This window comes from Rhodococcoides sp. S146-33, from assembly GCF_059489205.1.
This window is the reverse complement of sequence record NZ_JCAJWY010000004.1, coordinates 72,706-87,897: the sequence shown is the minus strand read 5'-3', so window position 1 is coordinate 87,897 and position 15,192 is coordinate 72,706. Positions and strand designations below refer to the sequence as shown.

Genomic DNA, 15,192 nt, shown 5'->3' with positions numbered 1-15,192 from the left:
ACGTGCTCAGGTGTTCAGACCCTTGCTGTGCCGGTCGATGACAGATGCTGCCAGATCGGCAATCTTGACGTTCAAGTCCTGGGACGACTTCCGCAGCAATGCGAATGCCTCGTCTCCGGACACGTCGTGGAGAGCCATGATCAGACCGATGGCCTTGCCGATCTCCCTGTTGCTTTCGAGCCCGTCACGAAGCGTCGACGCTTCTTGCCCGCTGCTGACCGCGGCAACCGCGACCGATGTGAACGCCGTCAGAATGATCGCCTTGCTCGCACTCTCGAGGTCGAACACACCCGGCTGGTCGGTGAACAGGTTGAGCGCGCCGACCTTCTGATCGTCCACCTTGAGCCGGAATCCCATGGCACCTCGCACCGGCGTGCGGTTCAACACACCGCGCGCCATCGCAGGCCACTGGGTGGGAGTGCGGAAATCGGACTCGAGCTGGGCTGCCTCGCTGGTGATCGCGTCCAGGCACGGTCCTTCGCCCGTAGCGCGCTCGATATCGTCGATCACGCGCGCGATGTCGTCGGAGGCGGCCACTGTGACGGGCTTGCCGTGGCGCATCAGCATCAGGCTGGCGTGATCGCAATGCGGAACGATCAGTACGGCGGCGTTGCAGATCGCGGTGTAGATTTCCTCGGCGCTGCTGCCTCGGTACACAATGTCGGCCAGAGCGGCGAACACAGTGGCCGGATCGGTCGACGGGCCGTCGTGCTGCGAGACGTCGTTCACCTGCAACTCCCGTCCTTGTGTGATCGTCCTTGTGTGATCGTTCGAGCAACCGGCACTCGATGTGCGTCAACCGTACCGCCACGGCATGGGGTGTTCGAACGGGTGGGTACCGGCAGTAGCCTCGGGTCGTGAGCGATGCGCAGGAGTCCACCGGGTTCGAGTACGGCCACGACGGACCGAAATCGATCGTGGTGGGAGTCGACGGGTCCGACTCGTCCTGGCGTGCCGCTGCCTACGCCGCAGGACTGGCCCGCAGGCAGCGATCGCTGCTCGTGCTGGTCTACGTGCAACCCATTGCGACGGCATCGTGGGGCCAGGCCGGCATATCACTGGTCGAGACCGGTCAGCAGATTGCCGACGAGTTGCTCGACTACATCAGAACCTCGGCTGCCCAGTTCGGTGATCGAGAGCATGTTCGGTGGGAGTTCCGTACCGCACAGGGTGATCCGTACAACGGGCTGATCGCCGTCGCAGAGCAACTGCGCACCGATGCCGTCGTGGTGGGGGCGTCCGAGAATGCAGGACATCGAATCGCCGGCTCGGTGGCAGTTCGCTTGGTCAAAGCGGGACGGTGGCCGGTCACCGTGGTGCCCTGAACGAGGCGAAATCGAGCCGATCCCCGGTCCGCACGGTAAAAATAGGCAGTCACCTCGTCGGATACGAGGCGCACGTGGTGCCGATTTCGGATCCGAGGAGTTCCATGACCGGGCTTTCGCGTAGACAATTCGTGGCTCGCGTCGGGACACTCGCGGCAGTGTGGGGAATCGCGCCTCAGGTGCTCGGTCAGGCTCTGGTCGCTCGTGCCCAACCTGCGGAGACGGCCGGAACCCTGGCGCAGACGATTCTGCGGTCCGCGACCGGGCCTGGGCAGTATCGCGTCCTCGGTGCCGGTCCGGGCGAGCCGTACGTTTCTCGATCGGACATTCTGGGCCGCGCACCCCTGTCGTCTAGGGTGCAGTCGAGGCGGTCGTTGCTCTACCTCGGGCACCTGTCCGACATGCATGTGATCGACGCCCAATCGCCCGGCCGGATCGAGCCCATGATCGTGTCCGATCACGCTGCGTGGGGTTCGGCCTTCCACCCGCAGGATCCGCTGACCGTGCACGTCACCGCCGCGATGGTGAAGGCTTTCGCCGACGCTCGGATCAGCCCGGTCACCGGCGCACCGATGGGAGCCGCGGTGGTCACCGGAGACAGCGCCGACATGCATTCGCATCTCGAATTGCGCTGGTATATCGATGTTCTCGACGGAGTCCCGGTGAGGCCCACGAGCGGCGCGCCGGACGTCTTCGAGGGTGTTCAGGCGTGGCCGGAGGCACAGTGGGCCTATCGTCCGGGCGATCCGTCGGGAGGGTCGTTCGGCGACTACGGATTCCCGACGCTGCCCGACCTGCTCACCCAGGCGATGTCGGGAACCGTCGAGTCGGTGGGGCTACCCGTACCGTGGTACTCGGTCTACGGGAATCACGACACCCTGTTGCTCGGCACGTTCGATCTGTCCTCGCAACTGCACGCCCTCGCCGTCGGTGGTCGTAAGGCGTACACGCTGGGGGCGACGGCCACGTCGGCACTCGCCGGCTATGCCTCGACGGCCAGTCCGTTGCAGCGAACGATCGACGCGCTCGGCGTCGGATCCGGTGCGCGACCAGGCTTTCGCGCGGTGTCGGCCGATCCGTCGCGATACCTGTTCGAGCAACGCGAGTTCATGGAAGAACACTTCGAAACCACTCCGACGCCGGGTCCGATCGGGCACGGCTTCACGCAACACAATCTCGATTCCGGCGAGACCTGGTGGACGGCAGACCCCGCCCCGAACATTCGCACGTTCGGACTCGACACCTGCAATGCCGTCGCCGGACCCGACGGTGCGGTTCCGGAGCAGCAATTCGACTGGTTGACAGAGCAATTGGAGCGGGCGCAGGCCGAAAACAAGCTCGTGCTCATCTACACGCACCACAACAGTCTGACGCTGGAGAACCGGGCGCAGCGGCCAGGTCGCTCGGTGAAGCTCTACGGTGCAGACGAATTCGTCGATCTGCTGTTGAAATATCCGGTGGTGATCGGCTGGCTCAACGGTCACACCCACCAGAACCAAATACTGGCGCACTCGAGAGAAGGACGCGGATTCTGGGAGATCACCACCGCGTCGTGCATCGACTTCCCGCAACAGCAGCAGGTGGTCGAGATCGTCGACAATCGGGACGGGACTCTCTCGTTGTTCACCACGGTGCTCGATCACGCGTCGCCGATCACGCCCGGAAACAGTGGCAGCTACCTCGATCTCGCGTCGCGCAGCCGTGAACTGGCGGCCAACGACTGGGCCGAAAATCCTCTGATGCGACGAGGTTCGCGACTGGATCGCAACACCGAACTGCTCCTGCCGGCCCCGTTCGACCTGAGCACCATCACCGACGCCGCTCTCGAGCAGCAACACCTCGCCGAGCACGCGCGTTTGATCGCCTACGAGACGAGGCGGGCCCGATGAACAGTGTTCACAGGAAGATCCTCCTCGCAGCTGCGGTGGTGGCGTGCGCGGGATGCTCACAGACCGCAGCGCTTGCGCCGGTCGGCGGAGCCGAACTCGGAAACCTGCGCTACGCAGTCAACGACGTCCTGTTCGAGAAGGGAATCGACATCTTGGTCGCGCCGGTGTGCTCGGGTACCGGTGCCGACATCGAATGTGTTGGGGAGACAACCGACAACGAGGCGATTTCCGGTTCGGCTACGTCGGACGACGCGAGCACCGTCGAGATCAAGGTCGGTAAGAAAGTTCTCTACTCGGGTTCCGTGCAGGACGTGCTCGATCGCAATTCGACGGTCGGTGCGCCGTGAGGGGGAGTGCGGTTCTGGCTGTCGTGGTGGTCGTGTCGGCGCTGATTCAGGCGCTGACTGTGCTGGGGGATCCGGTTCCGATGTCGTCTCTCGGTTTCGCGGGATTGGTTCTGGCTTCTGTTGCCGCGGTGGTACTTGCACTGTGGATCACCGCGTCGACGGCACTCGATGTGGTGGACGGCAACGCGTCCGGTGCGCTCAGTCGGGCTTGGCGACGGCCGGGAGTCCTGGTGTGGTGCGTGGTGCTGACCGGGGTGGCCGCTGCGCTCGCGATTCTGTTCCCATTGCTGCCGGCTGTCGTGATTCTGGTTGCGTTGCTGATACTTCCGGCCGCGGTCGACGGTCACCGACATCCGTTCCGCGCAGCGTCGGCTACGGTCGGGCGGTCGCCAGGGCGGTGCGCAGTCGCGGTTGCGGTCACCATTGTGGCCTACATCCTCGGCTGGGTCGCGGCGCTGGTGCTGGGTTTCTTCGTCACCGGCCTGGTGGCGGCGTTCCTCACGTGGGTGTGGTTCGGAGCCACTGCTGCTGTGCTGCTGACGTATTGGTCTCGGCTCTACCGACGGGCAGCGCCGGTCTGATCTCCGTCGACGGCACTCAGCCGCGGGCTCGGCGACCGGCCGCGGCTTCGGCGACAACCTGAGTTGTCCGAGTTGCGCGAGTGTCGTCTCGCACGGCGCTGACAATCCACCACAGCATCTGCTTGCGGGCGCTCGGCGGAAAGCCGTCCCAGTTGGTTCGAGCGTTCGGGTCATTGTCCAGCGCCGTCGTCAACTCGGATGGTTCCAGGAGGTCCTCGACCTGATCGGCAATCGTCCACCAGCCGTTGGATTTCGCGGCCGCGATGGCACGGCGGCCGGCTTCGGTCATCAGCCCGCTGACTTCCATATCGGCTGCGCGTTTCCGGTTCAGACGGGTCCACGGGCTCTTGGTCCTGCGCGGCGTGAACAGCTGCAGGCTGCGCTCCTCGTCGAGATTGCTGCCGGTGGAATCGATCCAACCGAAACAGATGGCTTCCTCGACGGCGTCGGGGTACGGGCAGCGCGGTCGGTCGGTGGTGTTGCGCCACGAACACAGCCACACGCCTCGGCTGGATGCGTGATTGCGCTCCAGCCAGGTACGCCACTGCGCGCGGGTCTCGACGTGAACGATCGGATAGTCGAATTTCCATGTAGCCGGGTGGTCGGATGCCGACGACGGAGATTTCTCAGCAGTCACGTGAACGTTCCATCTACTCGTCGTGGTGTTGCACACTGCGATTTAGCATGCGATCAGTGTGCCAACGATCGAGGACATCCTATGTCCGCAATGAGGCCGAGGTATTCATCGATCGACACGGATTCTGGCTCGGCTGTCGACACCGTGGTGGGGCGGGCGGGGCTCGAACCCGCGACCAATGGATTATGAGTCCACGGCTCTAACCGACTGAGCTACCGCCCCATGCTCGTGCCAGGTACGAGCCTGCAGAATCGTACAGAATCCGGCACCCTCGGTGGTGCATCGGGTGCGCTACTTGGCCCGGACCTGGACCGGGACCCCATTGAGGATCGCATTAGCCGAGACGGCGTCGACGCGGCCCGGGTCGGTGATGTCGTTGACACTCGGTCCTTGCACTGTGGTGGCAACAGACAGTTGTACGCCGGGGCGCTGATGGCCGAAGCCGTGCGGCATGCTCACCACGCCCGGCATCATCTTCTCCGACGCCGCCACCTCGATATCGACGGTTCCGGCAGCGGAGGTGACCGACACCATCGACCCGTCCTCGATACCGCGATGTGCGAGATCGTCCGGATGTGCCAGAAGCTGATGTCGCGCTTTGCCTTTGGTGAGCCGGGCGGTGTTGTGCATCCACGAGTTGTTGCTGCGTAGGTGCCGCCGACCGATCATCAACAACTCGTCACCATTCCCAACTGCACTGGAATGCATCAGATCCACCAACGCGGGAAGTTCGGTGACCACCACATCCTGAATCAACTGGACACGCTTGTCTCGCGTCTTCAGCTTCTGCGGGAAGCCGGGACGCAGTGGTCCGAGATCGATCCCGTGTGGATTGGCCCGAAGCTTACGCAGCGACAAACCTTTTCGACGGCTACGCAGCAGGATATCCAGAGTGCGAGCGGGGGACAGGCGCAGGCGAGCCTCGCCGATGATGCTCTTCGGGCTCACTCGTGCCTTCAGCCGATCGACAGTCGAACCCGCCATGCGGTTCTTGTAGCGGATCGACAGGTCTCGGAAGATCTCCCAATCATGCTTGGCATCGGCCTGCTTCGGCAGAACCGCGGGCGAGTATTTCGCGGTGTTGTGTACCGCGAAGGAATTGAAGATCAGGTCGTAGTGATCGCGTTCGAGCGACATCGTCGGCGGCAGAATCACGTGTGCGTGACGCGAAGTCTCGTTGATGTAGAAGTCGAACGACACCATGAAATCCAGGCCCGCGAATGCGTCGTTCAGGGTGGTGCCGCCGGGCATCGACAACACCGGGTTGCCGGACAGCACCGCCATCGCGCGGATCTGGTCCTTGCCCTCGGTGGTGATCTCGTCGACAAGCGTCGAGCAGGGGTATTCGCCTGCGAACTCGGGCAGGTCGCGAACTCGACTGCGCCACTTGTCGAAATGGCCGCGGCCGACGATGCCCTGCTCGATCAAGTCGATCGCAGGATCGGTCACCATGGCCCCGCCGGGACGATCGAGATTGCCGGTGATGATGTTGAGCACCTGGATGGCCCATTGACACACGGTGCCGAACTGCTGGGTCGATACCCCCATCCGGCCGTACGCCGCGGCAGATTTGGCCGCAGCGAAATCACGAGCGAGGGTGGAGATCTCGTCCGCCGATATGCCGACGACGGGAGCCACCGCTTCTGGAGTGAACTCGGCCACCAGATCGGCCAGTCGGTCGGCCCCGTCGATGTAGTCGGCCACCGTCGTCGTGCCGTCGGCAACGATGGTGTGGATCATCGCGAGCAACAACAACGCGTCGGTGCCTGGACGAACGAAGAAGTGTGTGTCGGCTATATCGGCGGTTTCGGTCTTGCGCGGATCGACCACCACCATGCGTCCGCCCCGCTTGCGCAGTGCGCGAGCTCTTTTGGCGAAATCAGGCACCGTCATCATGCTGCCGTTCGACGCCATCGGGTTGCCGCCCAGGACGAGAAAGAAGTCGGTTCGATCGATGTCCGGAATCGGCAGCAGCAGCTGATGGCCGTACAGCAGATGGTCCACGAGTTGATGCGGCAGCTGATCCAGCGAGGTGGCGGAGTAGCGATTGCGCGTCCGCAGCAGCGAGGTGAACGGAATTCCGTGCGTCATCGCGCCCATCGAGTGCACGTTGGGGTTGCCCTGGTAGATGCCGACCGAGTTGCGGCCGTACTTCTTGCGTGTCGAGACGAGACCGTCGACGACGAGGTCGTATGCCTCGTTCCACCCGATCTTCTCCCACTTGTCACCCACCCGCTTGACCGGTGTGGTGAGCCGATCGGTGTCGGCGTGCAGATCGATCAGCGACAGCGCCTTGGGGCAGATGTGACCACGCGAGAGAGGATCTTTCTCGTCACCGCGGATGGACGTCACCGCATCGTTCTCCACGGTGAACTCGAGACCACAGATCGCCTCGCACAGATTGCACGATCCATACACAACCGACATCGCATTCCTCCCACTCATGTGCTGCGAGCGTAGCCCGGCGGGGGACCGAGGCACTGTCATCGGCGGACAATTAGGCTCGTGAATCGTGACCACCCTCGATCTCACGGCCTCGTGGCCCGTCGACCATGTCAGTGCAGCAGTCGTCACCGACTCCGGAGTTCGCGAACAGGTCGGCGACTCAGAGCGCGTCTACGAGCTGGCCTCGGTCACCAAACTGCTCAGTGCGTACGCAGTACTCGTCGCCGTCGAGGAAGGTGCGGTGGAGCTCGATCAACCCGCAGGGCCCGAGGGTTCGACGGTGCGTCATCTACTGGCACACGCGTCGGGCTTGGCGTTCGGCGACCGGACTGTGCAGGCACCAGCAGGCACAAAGCGAATCTACTCGAGCGCCGGGTTCGAGGTGCTGGCCGAACTGATCGAGACCGAGGCAGGCATCGCCTTCCCCGACTACCTCGACGAGGCGGTGTGCGTGCCCCTGCAGATGACGAACACGTCGCTGCCGGGATCGGCCGGTCACGGTGGCCGATCGACGCTCGCGGACCTGACGAGGTTCGCTACAGAGCTGCTGGAGCCGACGCTCCTGGCGTCGCAGACACTCGCGTCGGCGACAGAGGTGCAGTTTCCCGGCCTCAACGGGATCGTGCCCGGGTACGGATCGCACAAGCCTTGCGACTGGGGGCTTGGGTTCGAGCTGCGTGGCGATAAGACTCCGCACTGGACCGGGGGCAATAACTCGCCGTCCACGTTCGGTCACTTCGGGCAAGCCGGAACGTTCCTGTGGGTGGATCCCGCGGTACGGACTGCCTGCGTGGTGTTGACCGATCGAGCGTTCGGAGACTGGGCCAAGCCGCTGTGGCCGGAGCTGTCCGACGCAGTCCTGGCGGGGTGAAACTCGTCTGTTCACAGATTGCACTGGCGCAACAGGGGCAACTCGGGGCACACTAGTACACATACGCATTGATTCACTGCAGCCAGCCGAAGCATGTCGAGGTCGTTGGGGAAGACGTCCCTCGTCGAAGCTGGAGGTAGTGCAATGCGTGGATCGAATCAATTCGCAGAAGCGACGTCGGGTGTTGTGTACATCCACTCGTCGCCCGCTGCTCTGTGCCCGCACGTCGAATGGGCGTTGACCGACGCCCTCGATTGCCGTGCGAATTTGAAGTGGTCTGCGCAGCCTGCCTCCGACGGTCAGCTTCGCGCCACCACCGACTGGGTGGGCCCGGTCGGTACCGGAGCCAGGCTCGCCGGCATCCTGCGCTCGTGGCAGATGCTGCGGTTCGAGGTGACCGAGGACGCCAGTGACGGCGTCGACGGCGAACGGTTCTCACACGTACCCGGATTGGGCCTGTGGCGCGGAACGACGAGCGCGAACGGTGACGTGGTGCTCGGTGAGATGCGACTGCGCGCCTTGATGGAAAACAACCAGGGGAATTTCACCGCAGCCGTGGAACATGCTCTCGGCTCGGACTGGGACGCTGCCCTCGAACCGTTCCGCACCGGTGGTGCGGGAGCGGAAGTGACGTGGTTGAGCCGCGACGTCGGCTGACCGTAGGGGTTGCTGGGGCCTGAGTGTCGCGGTAGTTTCGCGGGCGTGCCTAGTTAGGCATGTGGGAACGACCGTGGAGTGGTGAGTTCGATGCTGTCGACTGGAAAAGTGATTCGATTCGACGAGTTCAAGGGGTACGGATTCGTAGCGCCGGACGAGGGCGGCGAGGACGTGTTCATTCACGTCAACGATCTGGACTTCGACAAGAGGCTCTTGGCACCGGGGGTTCGAGTCGAGTACGTCGCCGTCGAAGGCGACCGGGGTCTCAAGGCCACTCAGGTGCAGATCATCGACGGTCCGGCATCGACCGCCTTGGTTACCCGGCACAAGCCGGACGTGCCGTTCCGCAATGTCCCGATCACCGAACACGAGCAACTCGAAGACGTCATCTGCGACGTGCTGTCCGAAGGGGCTTTCACCGCGGAACTGACCGAGGCTCTCCTGACCGCCAACGGCACCTTGTCAGCGACGCAGATTCTCGACATTCGATCAGCGATTTTGAGACTGGCTCACGACCACAAATGGATCGAGAGCTGACCGACGCTTCAATCGCCTGCAGCCCTCTCGAACCAATCCCGGACCCGGGCTCCTGACCCCGCCCGGCGCTGAACCCGCCCGGCCGCTGAATGAATGCGACTTTGTTGCAGTCTGAGCGACTGAAAGCCACATTGATCCCAAGGGGGCGGGCTTGCGGGCCGGGCTTGCGGGGCGGGCGTGCAGGCGAGAGGGCGGGGCTGGCGGCGAACCCCTAGCCGATCAGAGCGGAATGTTCTTGTGGTTGCCCCGCGCCGCAGGGGCAGCAGCGAGTGCTTTGGTGACCGTGCTGCGAGTCTTGCTCGGCTCGATGACCTCGTCGACGACACCGATGGCCACGGCACGCTCGACGCCACCGGCGATGCTCTCGTGCTCGACGGTGAGGCGATCGTGCAGGGCCTCGCGCTCTTCCTCGGGCGCGGCGGCGAGGGCCTTCTTGTGCAGGATGCCGACGGCTGCCTTCGCGCCCATCACGGCGACCTCGGAGCCGGGCCAGGCGTACACAGCAGTGGCACCGAGTGCGCGAGCGTTCATGGCGATGTACGCACCGCCGTAGATCTTGCGCGTGACCAGGGTGACGCGAGGAACGGTCGCTTCGGCGAAGGCGTGCAACAGCTTTGCGCCGCGGCGGACGACGCCTTCCCATTCCATGCTGACACCGGGGAGGTATCCGGGAACGTCGACGACCACGATTAGCGGAATGCCGAACGCATCGCACAACCGCACGAAACGTGCTGCCTTCTCGGCACTTTCGGAGTTGAGGCAACCGCCGAGACGAATGGGATTATTGGCGATGACGCCGACGGTGCGGCCGCTGATGCGTCCGAGGCCGATGACGATGCTGCGGGCCCAGCCGCCCTGAAACTCCTCGAACGTCGATTCGCCTTCGACGTTGTCGAGCAGCTCGTGAACGATCGGGTGCACATCGTATGCGCGACGGTTGGATTCGGGCATCAACGCCCGGAGGTCGGTGTCTCCGTGCTCGGCGGCGGCGATGTCGAATTCGCCCTGCTCGCAGAACATCGACACCAGGCGGCGGGCGCGGGTGAACGCGTCCATCTCGCTGTCGGCGACGATGTGGCAGACACCGGACTTCTTGTGATGGGTGTCGGGGCCACCGAGCGAGGCCATGTCGACCTGCTCGCCGGTGACGCTGCGGACGACGTCGGGACCGGTGACGAACACGCGTCCCTCGGGAGCCATGATGACGACGTCGGTCAACGCAGGACCGTAAGCGGCGCCGCCGGCTGCGAAGCCGAGGACGACGGAAATCTGGGGGACGAGGCCGGACGCTCGAACCATGGCCTCGAAGACGAGACCTACGGCGTGGAGAGCTTCGACGCCCTCGGCGAGGCGAGCGCCACCGGAGTGCCATACGCCGACGAGCGGGGCGCGTTGTTCGATGGCGGTATCGATGGCGGCGACGATGTGCTTGCAGCCGTCGACGCCCATGGCACCGCCCATGACGGTGGCGTCGGAGCAATACGCGATGGTGTGGACTCCGTCGATCTCACCGGAGGCCGCGAGAATGCCGGATTTGTCCCTATCGTGCAGGGGGACAGTGGTTCCGGTGTCGAACAGATTCTCGAGGCGGGCGAGTGGATCGCGGGGATCGGTAGAAGTACCGAATCGAGTGACGGGAGCCAGAATAGTCATCGCTTGTCCTTCTTCAGGGCCCCCGTGGGGGCGAGGCCCGAACCGGGGCCGTTCGCGAGGAACGGACCCCGGTTCGGATCATGCACTGCGAGAGCGAGATTCGCTGAGTCGAAAGATCGACTCAGTGCATCACGCCTTTCCGAAGGCGAGCGCTACGTTGTGCCCACCGAATCCGAACGAGTTGTTGATCGCGTAATCGATCTGTCCGACGCGGGGCTCGCCCTTGACGACGTCGAGATCGATCTCGGGATCCTGATTCTCCAAATTCAGTGTGGGAGGGATGATTCCCTCACGCACTGCCAGCACCGTCAGAACCGACTCGAGGGCACCGACGGCACCGATCGAGTGGCCGAGAGCGGATTTCGGTGCGTACACCGCTGCGTGATTTCCGACGGCCTTGTTGATCGCCAGCGCTTCGGCGGTGTCTCCGATGGGAGTTGCCGTTGCGTGTGCGTTCACGTGGGTGATGTCGGACTTCTGCAGGCCTGCGGTCTCGATGGCGCGCTGCATCGCACGCGCTGCACCCTTGCCCTCCGGGTCGGGAGCCACGAGGTGAAACCCGTCCGAGGTGATTCCGGCACCGAGCAGGCGGGCGTGGATCGTTGCGCCGCGAGCCTTGGCGTGCTCCTCGGTCTCGATGACCATGAGCGCACCCGCTTCACCGAAGACGAAGCCGTCACGATCCTTGTCGAACGGACGTGAGGCACCCTTCGGGTTGTCGTTGTTGGTGCTCATCGCCCGCATCATGGAGAAGCTGGCGATCGGAACCGCGTCGATGTAACCCTCGACGCCACCGGTGACGACCATGTCCGCGTCGCCCATCACGATCATTCGCCATGCGTGAGCGATGGCTTCCGATCCCGAGGAGCAGGCGGAGACGGGAGTAATGACGCCGGCCTGCGCTTTGAGCTCGAGTCCGACGACCGCTGCGGGGCCGTTCGGCATGACCATCTGAACCGCGAGCGGGGACACCTTGCGGTAGCCGCCGGCCTTCATCTTGTCGTTGGCGTCGATCAGCGAATCGCCGCCACCGAGGCCGGTACCGATCGACACGCCGAGGCGAAGAGGATCGACGTCGGGGGTGCCGGCGTTCTTCCATACCTCGCGACCGAGCACGGTGGCCAGCTGCTCCACGTAGCTCAGGCGACGAATCTCGACCCGCGAGAGCAGGCTCTGCGGGTTCACCGCGAGGTGTCCGCCGATCCGCACGGGCAGGTCGTACTCGGCGACGAAATCGTCTTCGAGAGTTGCAATTCCGCTGTCGCCGTTCAGCAGACCCTTCCACGTGGCATCGACGTCACCCGCAAGTGACGTGGTCGCAGCGAGGCTGGTGACGACGACACTGGGGAAGCGTCCGTTGGCGGTGGATGGGTTGGTCATGGGCCGTGTCACTCGCTCGCGGAGTCGTCGAGCTTGGCCTTGATAGCTTCTGCGGCTTCGGGGTTCTCCGCTTCGAGCTTCTGGATGTAGTTGACGGCGTCACCGACGGTGCGCAGACCTGCGAGGTCCTCGTCGGGGATCTTCACGCCGTACTTGTCTTCGGTCTGCACTGCGATCTCGACCATGGAGAGCGAGTCGATGTCGAGATCGTCGACGAAGGACTTCTCGATGGTCACCTCGGACGGTTCGATGCCCGTGACCTCTTCGATGATCTCTGCAAGTCCGGCGATGAGGTCTTCCTGGCTGGCCACTGTTGTGGGTCCCTTCTCTTCTGTGTCGAACGCCGAAGTCATGTGCTTCGAGACGCGGTTGTGCATTTCTGCCACTCGGGGAGTGGAAGTGGATCCGCAGTGCTGTGACTGCGGTGTGCCGAGCTATCCGAGCTCGGCCAATGCGGAAATGTCCGCCGGTGTTTTCAGGCCGAGGTTGGCGACGCCGCGCAGTTCACGCTTGGCGATGCCGACCAGTGCGCCTGCCGGGGGCAGTTCCACAAGTCCGGTGACCTGCGCCGTGCGCAGGTAGGCGTTGCACAGATCCCATCGCACGGGGCGAGTGACCTGAGCAGCAAGTTTGTTCAGTGCGTCGGCACCCGAGGTGACCGGCTGGCCGTCCGAGTTGGACAGCAGCGTCCGCGTGGGGTCCGACGGCGTGATGGCGGCTGCTGCTGCAGCAACGGTGTCGCCCGCCGACGCCATGTACTTGGTGTGGAATGCGCCGGCGACCGGCAGGGCTCGAACGCGCGCCTTCTCGGGCGCACTCTCGGCCAGTTCGGCGAGCTTGGTGAGCAGGCCCGCTGCGACGATCTGACCTGCAGCATTGACGTTGGCCGGAGCAAGGTCCAGCTCCTCGAGTCGGGCCAGCACGGCAGCTTCGTCGCCGCCGAGTACGGCGGACATGCCGGTCGGCTCGAGTGCGCAGGCCTTGGCCATCGCAGCTCCGCGGACGGCAGCGAGCGACACCGCATCATCGGAGGAGATGACGCCGGCTATAGCCGCGGCAGCGAGCTCGCCGACGGAGTGCCCGGCGATGACGGCATCCTCGGGAAAAAGGCCGCGCGACGCAATCTCCTCGAAGGCGAGCAAGGCAGATGCCACGACCAGGGGCTGTGTCACTGCGGTGTCGGTGATCTCCTCGGCGGTGGCCGTGGTGCCGAGGCGAACGAGATCCAGGCCGGAAGCCTTGGACCACAGCGCGAGCCGGTCGGCTGCGCCGGGCAGTTCGAGCCATGGCAGCAGCATGCCGGGAGTCTGGGAGCCCTGACCGGGCGCAAGCAACGCAATCACAGAGTTAAGGGAACACTGTCGGCCCGTCTATCAGTGATGTCGCGCCCGATGAACTCTCGACAAGCAATTTGTGGGAACCCTACAAATTGCCTCGTGGAGATCCGCTATCGCCGGACGGTACCCGAGCGTTACGTGACGACTTCGCCGAATGTGACCTGTGTGACAAATGGGGCAGGATGGGGCGGTTCGTGATGCGTTCGAGCCAACCTTCCTACCGTTGCTGCAACTCGGAGGACGTACGCATCGCGCGGGTTGGTGGGATCGCGCCCGGTTACCTCGGCTATGCGCTTGAGGCGATAACGGACGGTATTTGGATGAACAAACAGCTGCCGTGCGCAGGTTTCTACGGCACCGCCGCAATCCAGATAGGCGTCGAGCGTGTCGGCCAGTCCGGAACCCGCCGCAGCCAACGGAACGACCACATGATCGTTCAACGCCGATATCGCTGCACTGTCGTTCAGCAGCGCACGCTCGGGTAGTAATTCGCCCGCATGCACCGGACGCGGTGCGCCTCGCCAGCCCGCCACGGCCTGCATCCCCGCGAACGCCTCCACGGCGCTCGAATGCGCTGCTCCCAGAGTGCGGGTGGTGGGACCGATGACGACGGGCCCGTCGGAGAAGTTCTGCAGCATGTCGTCGATCAATGCGTGGTGGGCGGACGAATCGCCGATCTGGCCACTGACCACCATGACCAACCGCGTGCCCTGCACCACGGCCAGTGCTGCGCGTCCGTGCTTCTGCGCCACCGCGTGCACGGTTCCTACGACGGATACGCCCCGATCGTCCGGGGGAGTGCCGACCAGCACAGTCGCGGGAGCGGTGGCGTCCCAGTTCAACGTGGCGGCGCGAGAAAGCATGTCCGAGCCGGTGTCTCCGCGCACGACGGCATCGACCACGAGGGCTTCGAGGCGGGTGTCCCAGGCTCCACGGGACTCGGCGGCACTGGCGTAGACCGATGCGGCAGCGAAGCCGAGCTCGCGTCCGTATCGCAGCACTGCTTCGGTCAGCGCGACCAATTGCTGATCGTTGCGCGCGAGAGCCGGCAGCCACTGCTCGAAGAACTCCATCGCCACGCGGACCATGTCGACGGTCTGGCGCAGGGTGAGGCGTCGGGCGAGGTCTTGGGGGATGACCTGAAAGGCATCGAGTGAGAAGCGAATATCGCTGTGGGGATTCTTCAGCCATTCGAGAAAGTTGTCGACGGCTGTCTGAATCAGGAGCTGGACACTCGCACGTTGAGCGGCATCCAGATCGCCGAAGAACGGTAGCTGGCCCTGCATCGTCGTCACGGCCTCGGTCGAGAGTCGGCCGGAGAACTGCTTGACCCGTCGTAGAAGGGCGTCGGGCAGAGGGTCGCGCTTCTGGCGGGAGGGTGCAAGTGAGGCGACCGGAAGGTGCACCTCGTTGTCCGACGTCAGGGAATCGCGGGTCAACGATTCGCGCAACGCTTCGCGATAGGCGTCGCGTCGGGACACATCGCGTGCGGACGCGCTGCCCGGTGGGTCGGGTTTCGCATCGGACATAAGG

General features: G+C 64.2%; 15 protein-coding genes and 1 tRNA gene. 7 read left to right on the top strand and 9 right to left on the bottom strand.

Annotation, left to right across the window (positions count from 1 at the left end; all coding sequences use genetic code 11):
• Window positions 1–6: 6 nt before the first annotated feature.
• Window positions 7–729 (bottom strand): GAF and ANTAR domain-containing protein, encoded by a 723-nt coding sequence (locus tag AC5WEY_RS18245; protein WP_057476027.1) that lies wholly within the window; start codon window positions 727–729, stop codon window positions 7–9.
• A 128-nt stretch (window positions 730–857) separates the two neighbouring features.
• On the opposite strand from AC5WEY_RS18245, the gene AC5WEY_RS18240 reads away from it, so the two are divergent.
• The 4 genes from AC5WEY_RS18240 to AC5WEY_RS18225 all read left to right on the top strand — a co-directional run bounded on the left by AC5WEY_RS18240 (window position 858) and on the right by AC5WEY_RS18225 (window position 4,142).
• Window positions 858–1,325 (top strand): universal stress protein, encoded by a 468-nt coding sequence (locus tag AC5WEY_RS18240; RefSeq protein WP_057476028.1) that lies wholly within the window; start codon window positions 858–860, stop codon window positions 1,323–1,325.
• Window positions 1,326–1,429: 104 nt separating this feature from the next.
• The gene (locus AC5WEY_RS18235; protein WP_495646979.1) at window positions 1,430–3,214 is read left to right on the top strand and encodes a TIGR03767 family metallophosphoesterase; all 1,785 of its coding nucleotides are present in this window, start codon (window positions 1,430–1,432) and stop codon (window positions 3,212–3,214) included.
• Entirely contained in the window at window positions 3,211–3,561 is a 351-nt protein-coding gene (locus AC5WEY_RS18230) for a hypothetical protein (RefSeq protein ID WP_495646978.1), read from the top strand. The genes AC5WEY_RS18235 and AC5WEY_RS18230 overlap by 4 nt, the downstream gene beginning before the upstream one ends.
• Entirely contained in the window at window positions 3,558–4,142 is a 585-nt protein-coding gene (locus AC5WEY_RS18225) for a hypothetical protein (protein WP_495646977.1), read from the top strand. The genes AC5WEY_RS18230 and AC5WEY_RS18225 overlap by 4 nt, the downstream gene beginning before the upstream one ends.
• Before the next feature lie 16 nt (window positions 4,143–4,158).
• On the opposite strand, the gene AC5WEY_RS18220 is transcribed toward AC5WEY_RS18225, so the two are convergent.
• The 3 genes from AC5WEY_RS18220 to AC5WEY_RS18210 all read right to left on the bottom strand — a co-directional run bounded on the left by AC5WEY_RS18220 (window position 4,159) and on the right by AC5WEY_RS18210 (window position 7,224).
• The gene (locus tag AC5WEY_RS18220; RefSeq protein ID WP_495646976.1) at window positions 4,159–4,779 is read right to left on the bottom strand and encodes a YdeI/OmpD-associated family protein; all 621 of its coding nucleotides are present in this window, start codon (window positions 4,777–4,779) and stop codon (window positions 4,159–4,161) included.
• A gap of 145 nt (window positions 4,780–4,924) precedes the next feature.
• Window positions 4,925–5,001 (bottom strand) — tRNA-Ile (locus AC5WEY_RS18215).
• A 69-nt stretch (window positions 5,002–5,070) separates the two neighbouring features.
• The gene (locus tag AC5WEY_RS18210) at window positions 5,071–7,224 is read right to left on the bottom strand and encodes a molybdopterin-dependent oxidoreductase (protein ID WP_495646975.1); all 2,154 of its coding nucleotides are present in this window, start codon (window positions 7,222–7,224) and stop codon (window positions 5,071–5,073) included.
• A gap of 67 nt (window positions 7,225–7,291) precedes the next feature.
• Here AC5WEY_RS18210 and AC5WEY_RS18205 point away from each other — a divergent pair, with 67 nt between their 5' ends.
• The 3 genes from AC5WEY_RS18205 (at window position 7,292) to AC5WEY_RS18195 (ending at window position 9,289) form a co-directional block, all read left to right on the top strand.
• Window positions 7,292–8,095 carry a serine hydrolase domain-containing protein gene (locus AC5WEY_RS18205; protein ID WP_495646974.1) on the top strand — a complete coding sequence of 268 codons (804 nt, stop codon included), beginning with the start codon at window positions 7,292–7,294 and terminating at the stop codon, window positions 8,093–8,095.
• Window positions 8,096–8,239: 144 nt separating this feature from the next.
• On the top strand, window positions 8,240–8,752 hold the full coding sequence (locus tag AC5WEY_RS18200; protein ID WP_495646973.1) for a DUF3145 domain-containing protein: 513 nt from the start codon (window positions 8,240–8,242) through the stop codon (window positions 8,750–8,752).
• Window positions 8,753–8,842: 90 nt separating this feature from the next.
• Entirely contained in the window at window positions 8,843–9,289 is a 447-nt protein-coding gene (locus tag AC5WEY_RS18195) for a cold-shock protein (RefSeq protein WP_495646972.1), read from the top strand.
• A gap of 219 nt (window positions 9,290–9,508) precedes the next feature.
• On the opposite strand, the gene AC5WEY_RS18190 is transcribed toward AC5WEY_RS18195, so the two are convergent.
• The 5 genes from AC5WEY_RS18190 to AC5WEY_RS18170 all read right to left on the bottom strand — a co-directional run bounded on the left by AC5WEY_RS18190 (window position 9,509) and on the right by AC5WEY_RS18170 (window position 15,188).
• Window positions 9,509–10,942, bottom strand: a complete 1,434-nt coding sequence (locus tag AC5WEY_RS18190; protein WP_495646971.1) for an acyl-CoA carboxylase subunit beta — start codon at window positions 10,940–10,942, stop codon at window positions 9,509–9,511.
• A 129-nt stretch (window positions 10,943–11,071) separates the two neighbouring features.
• On the bottom strand, window positions 11,072–12,322 hold the full coding sequence (locus AC5WEY_RS18185) for a KasA/KasB family beta-ketoacyl-ACP synthase (RefSeq protein WP_032403883.1): 1,251 nt from the start codon (window positions 12,320–12,322) through the stop codon (window positions 11,072–11,074).
• 8 nt (window positions 12,323–12,330) lie between these two features.
• Window positions 12,331–12,675, bottom strand: a complete 345-nt coding sequence (gene acpM, locus AC5WEY_RS18180; protein ID WP_052058428.1) for a meromycolate extension acyl carrier protein AcpM — start codon at window positions 12,673–12,675, stop codon at window positions 12,331–12,333.
• A gap of 81 nt (window positions 12,676–12,756) precedes the next feature.
• Window positions 12,757–13,665 carry an ACP S-malonyltransferase gene (locus AC5WEY_RS18175; protein WP_057476036.1) on the bottom strand — a complete coding sequence of 303 codons (909 nt, stop codon included), beginning with the start codon at window positions 13,663–13,665 and terminating at the stop codon, window positions 12,757–12,759.
• Window positions 13,666–13,793: 128 nt separating this feature from the next.
• The gene (locus AC5WEY_RS18170; protein WP_495646970.1) at window positions 13,794–15,188 is read right to left on the bottom strand and encodes a PucR family transcriptional regulator; all 1,395 of its coding nucleotides are present in this window, start codon (window positions 15,186–15,188) and stop codon (window positions 13,794–13,796) included.
• Window positions 15,189–15,192: the final 4 nt, after the last annotated feature.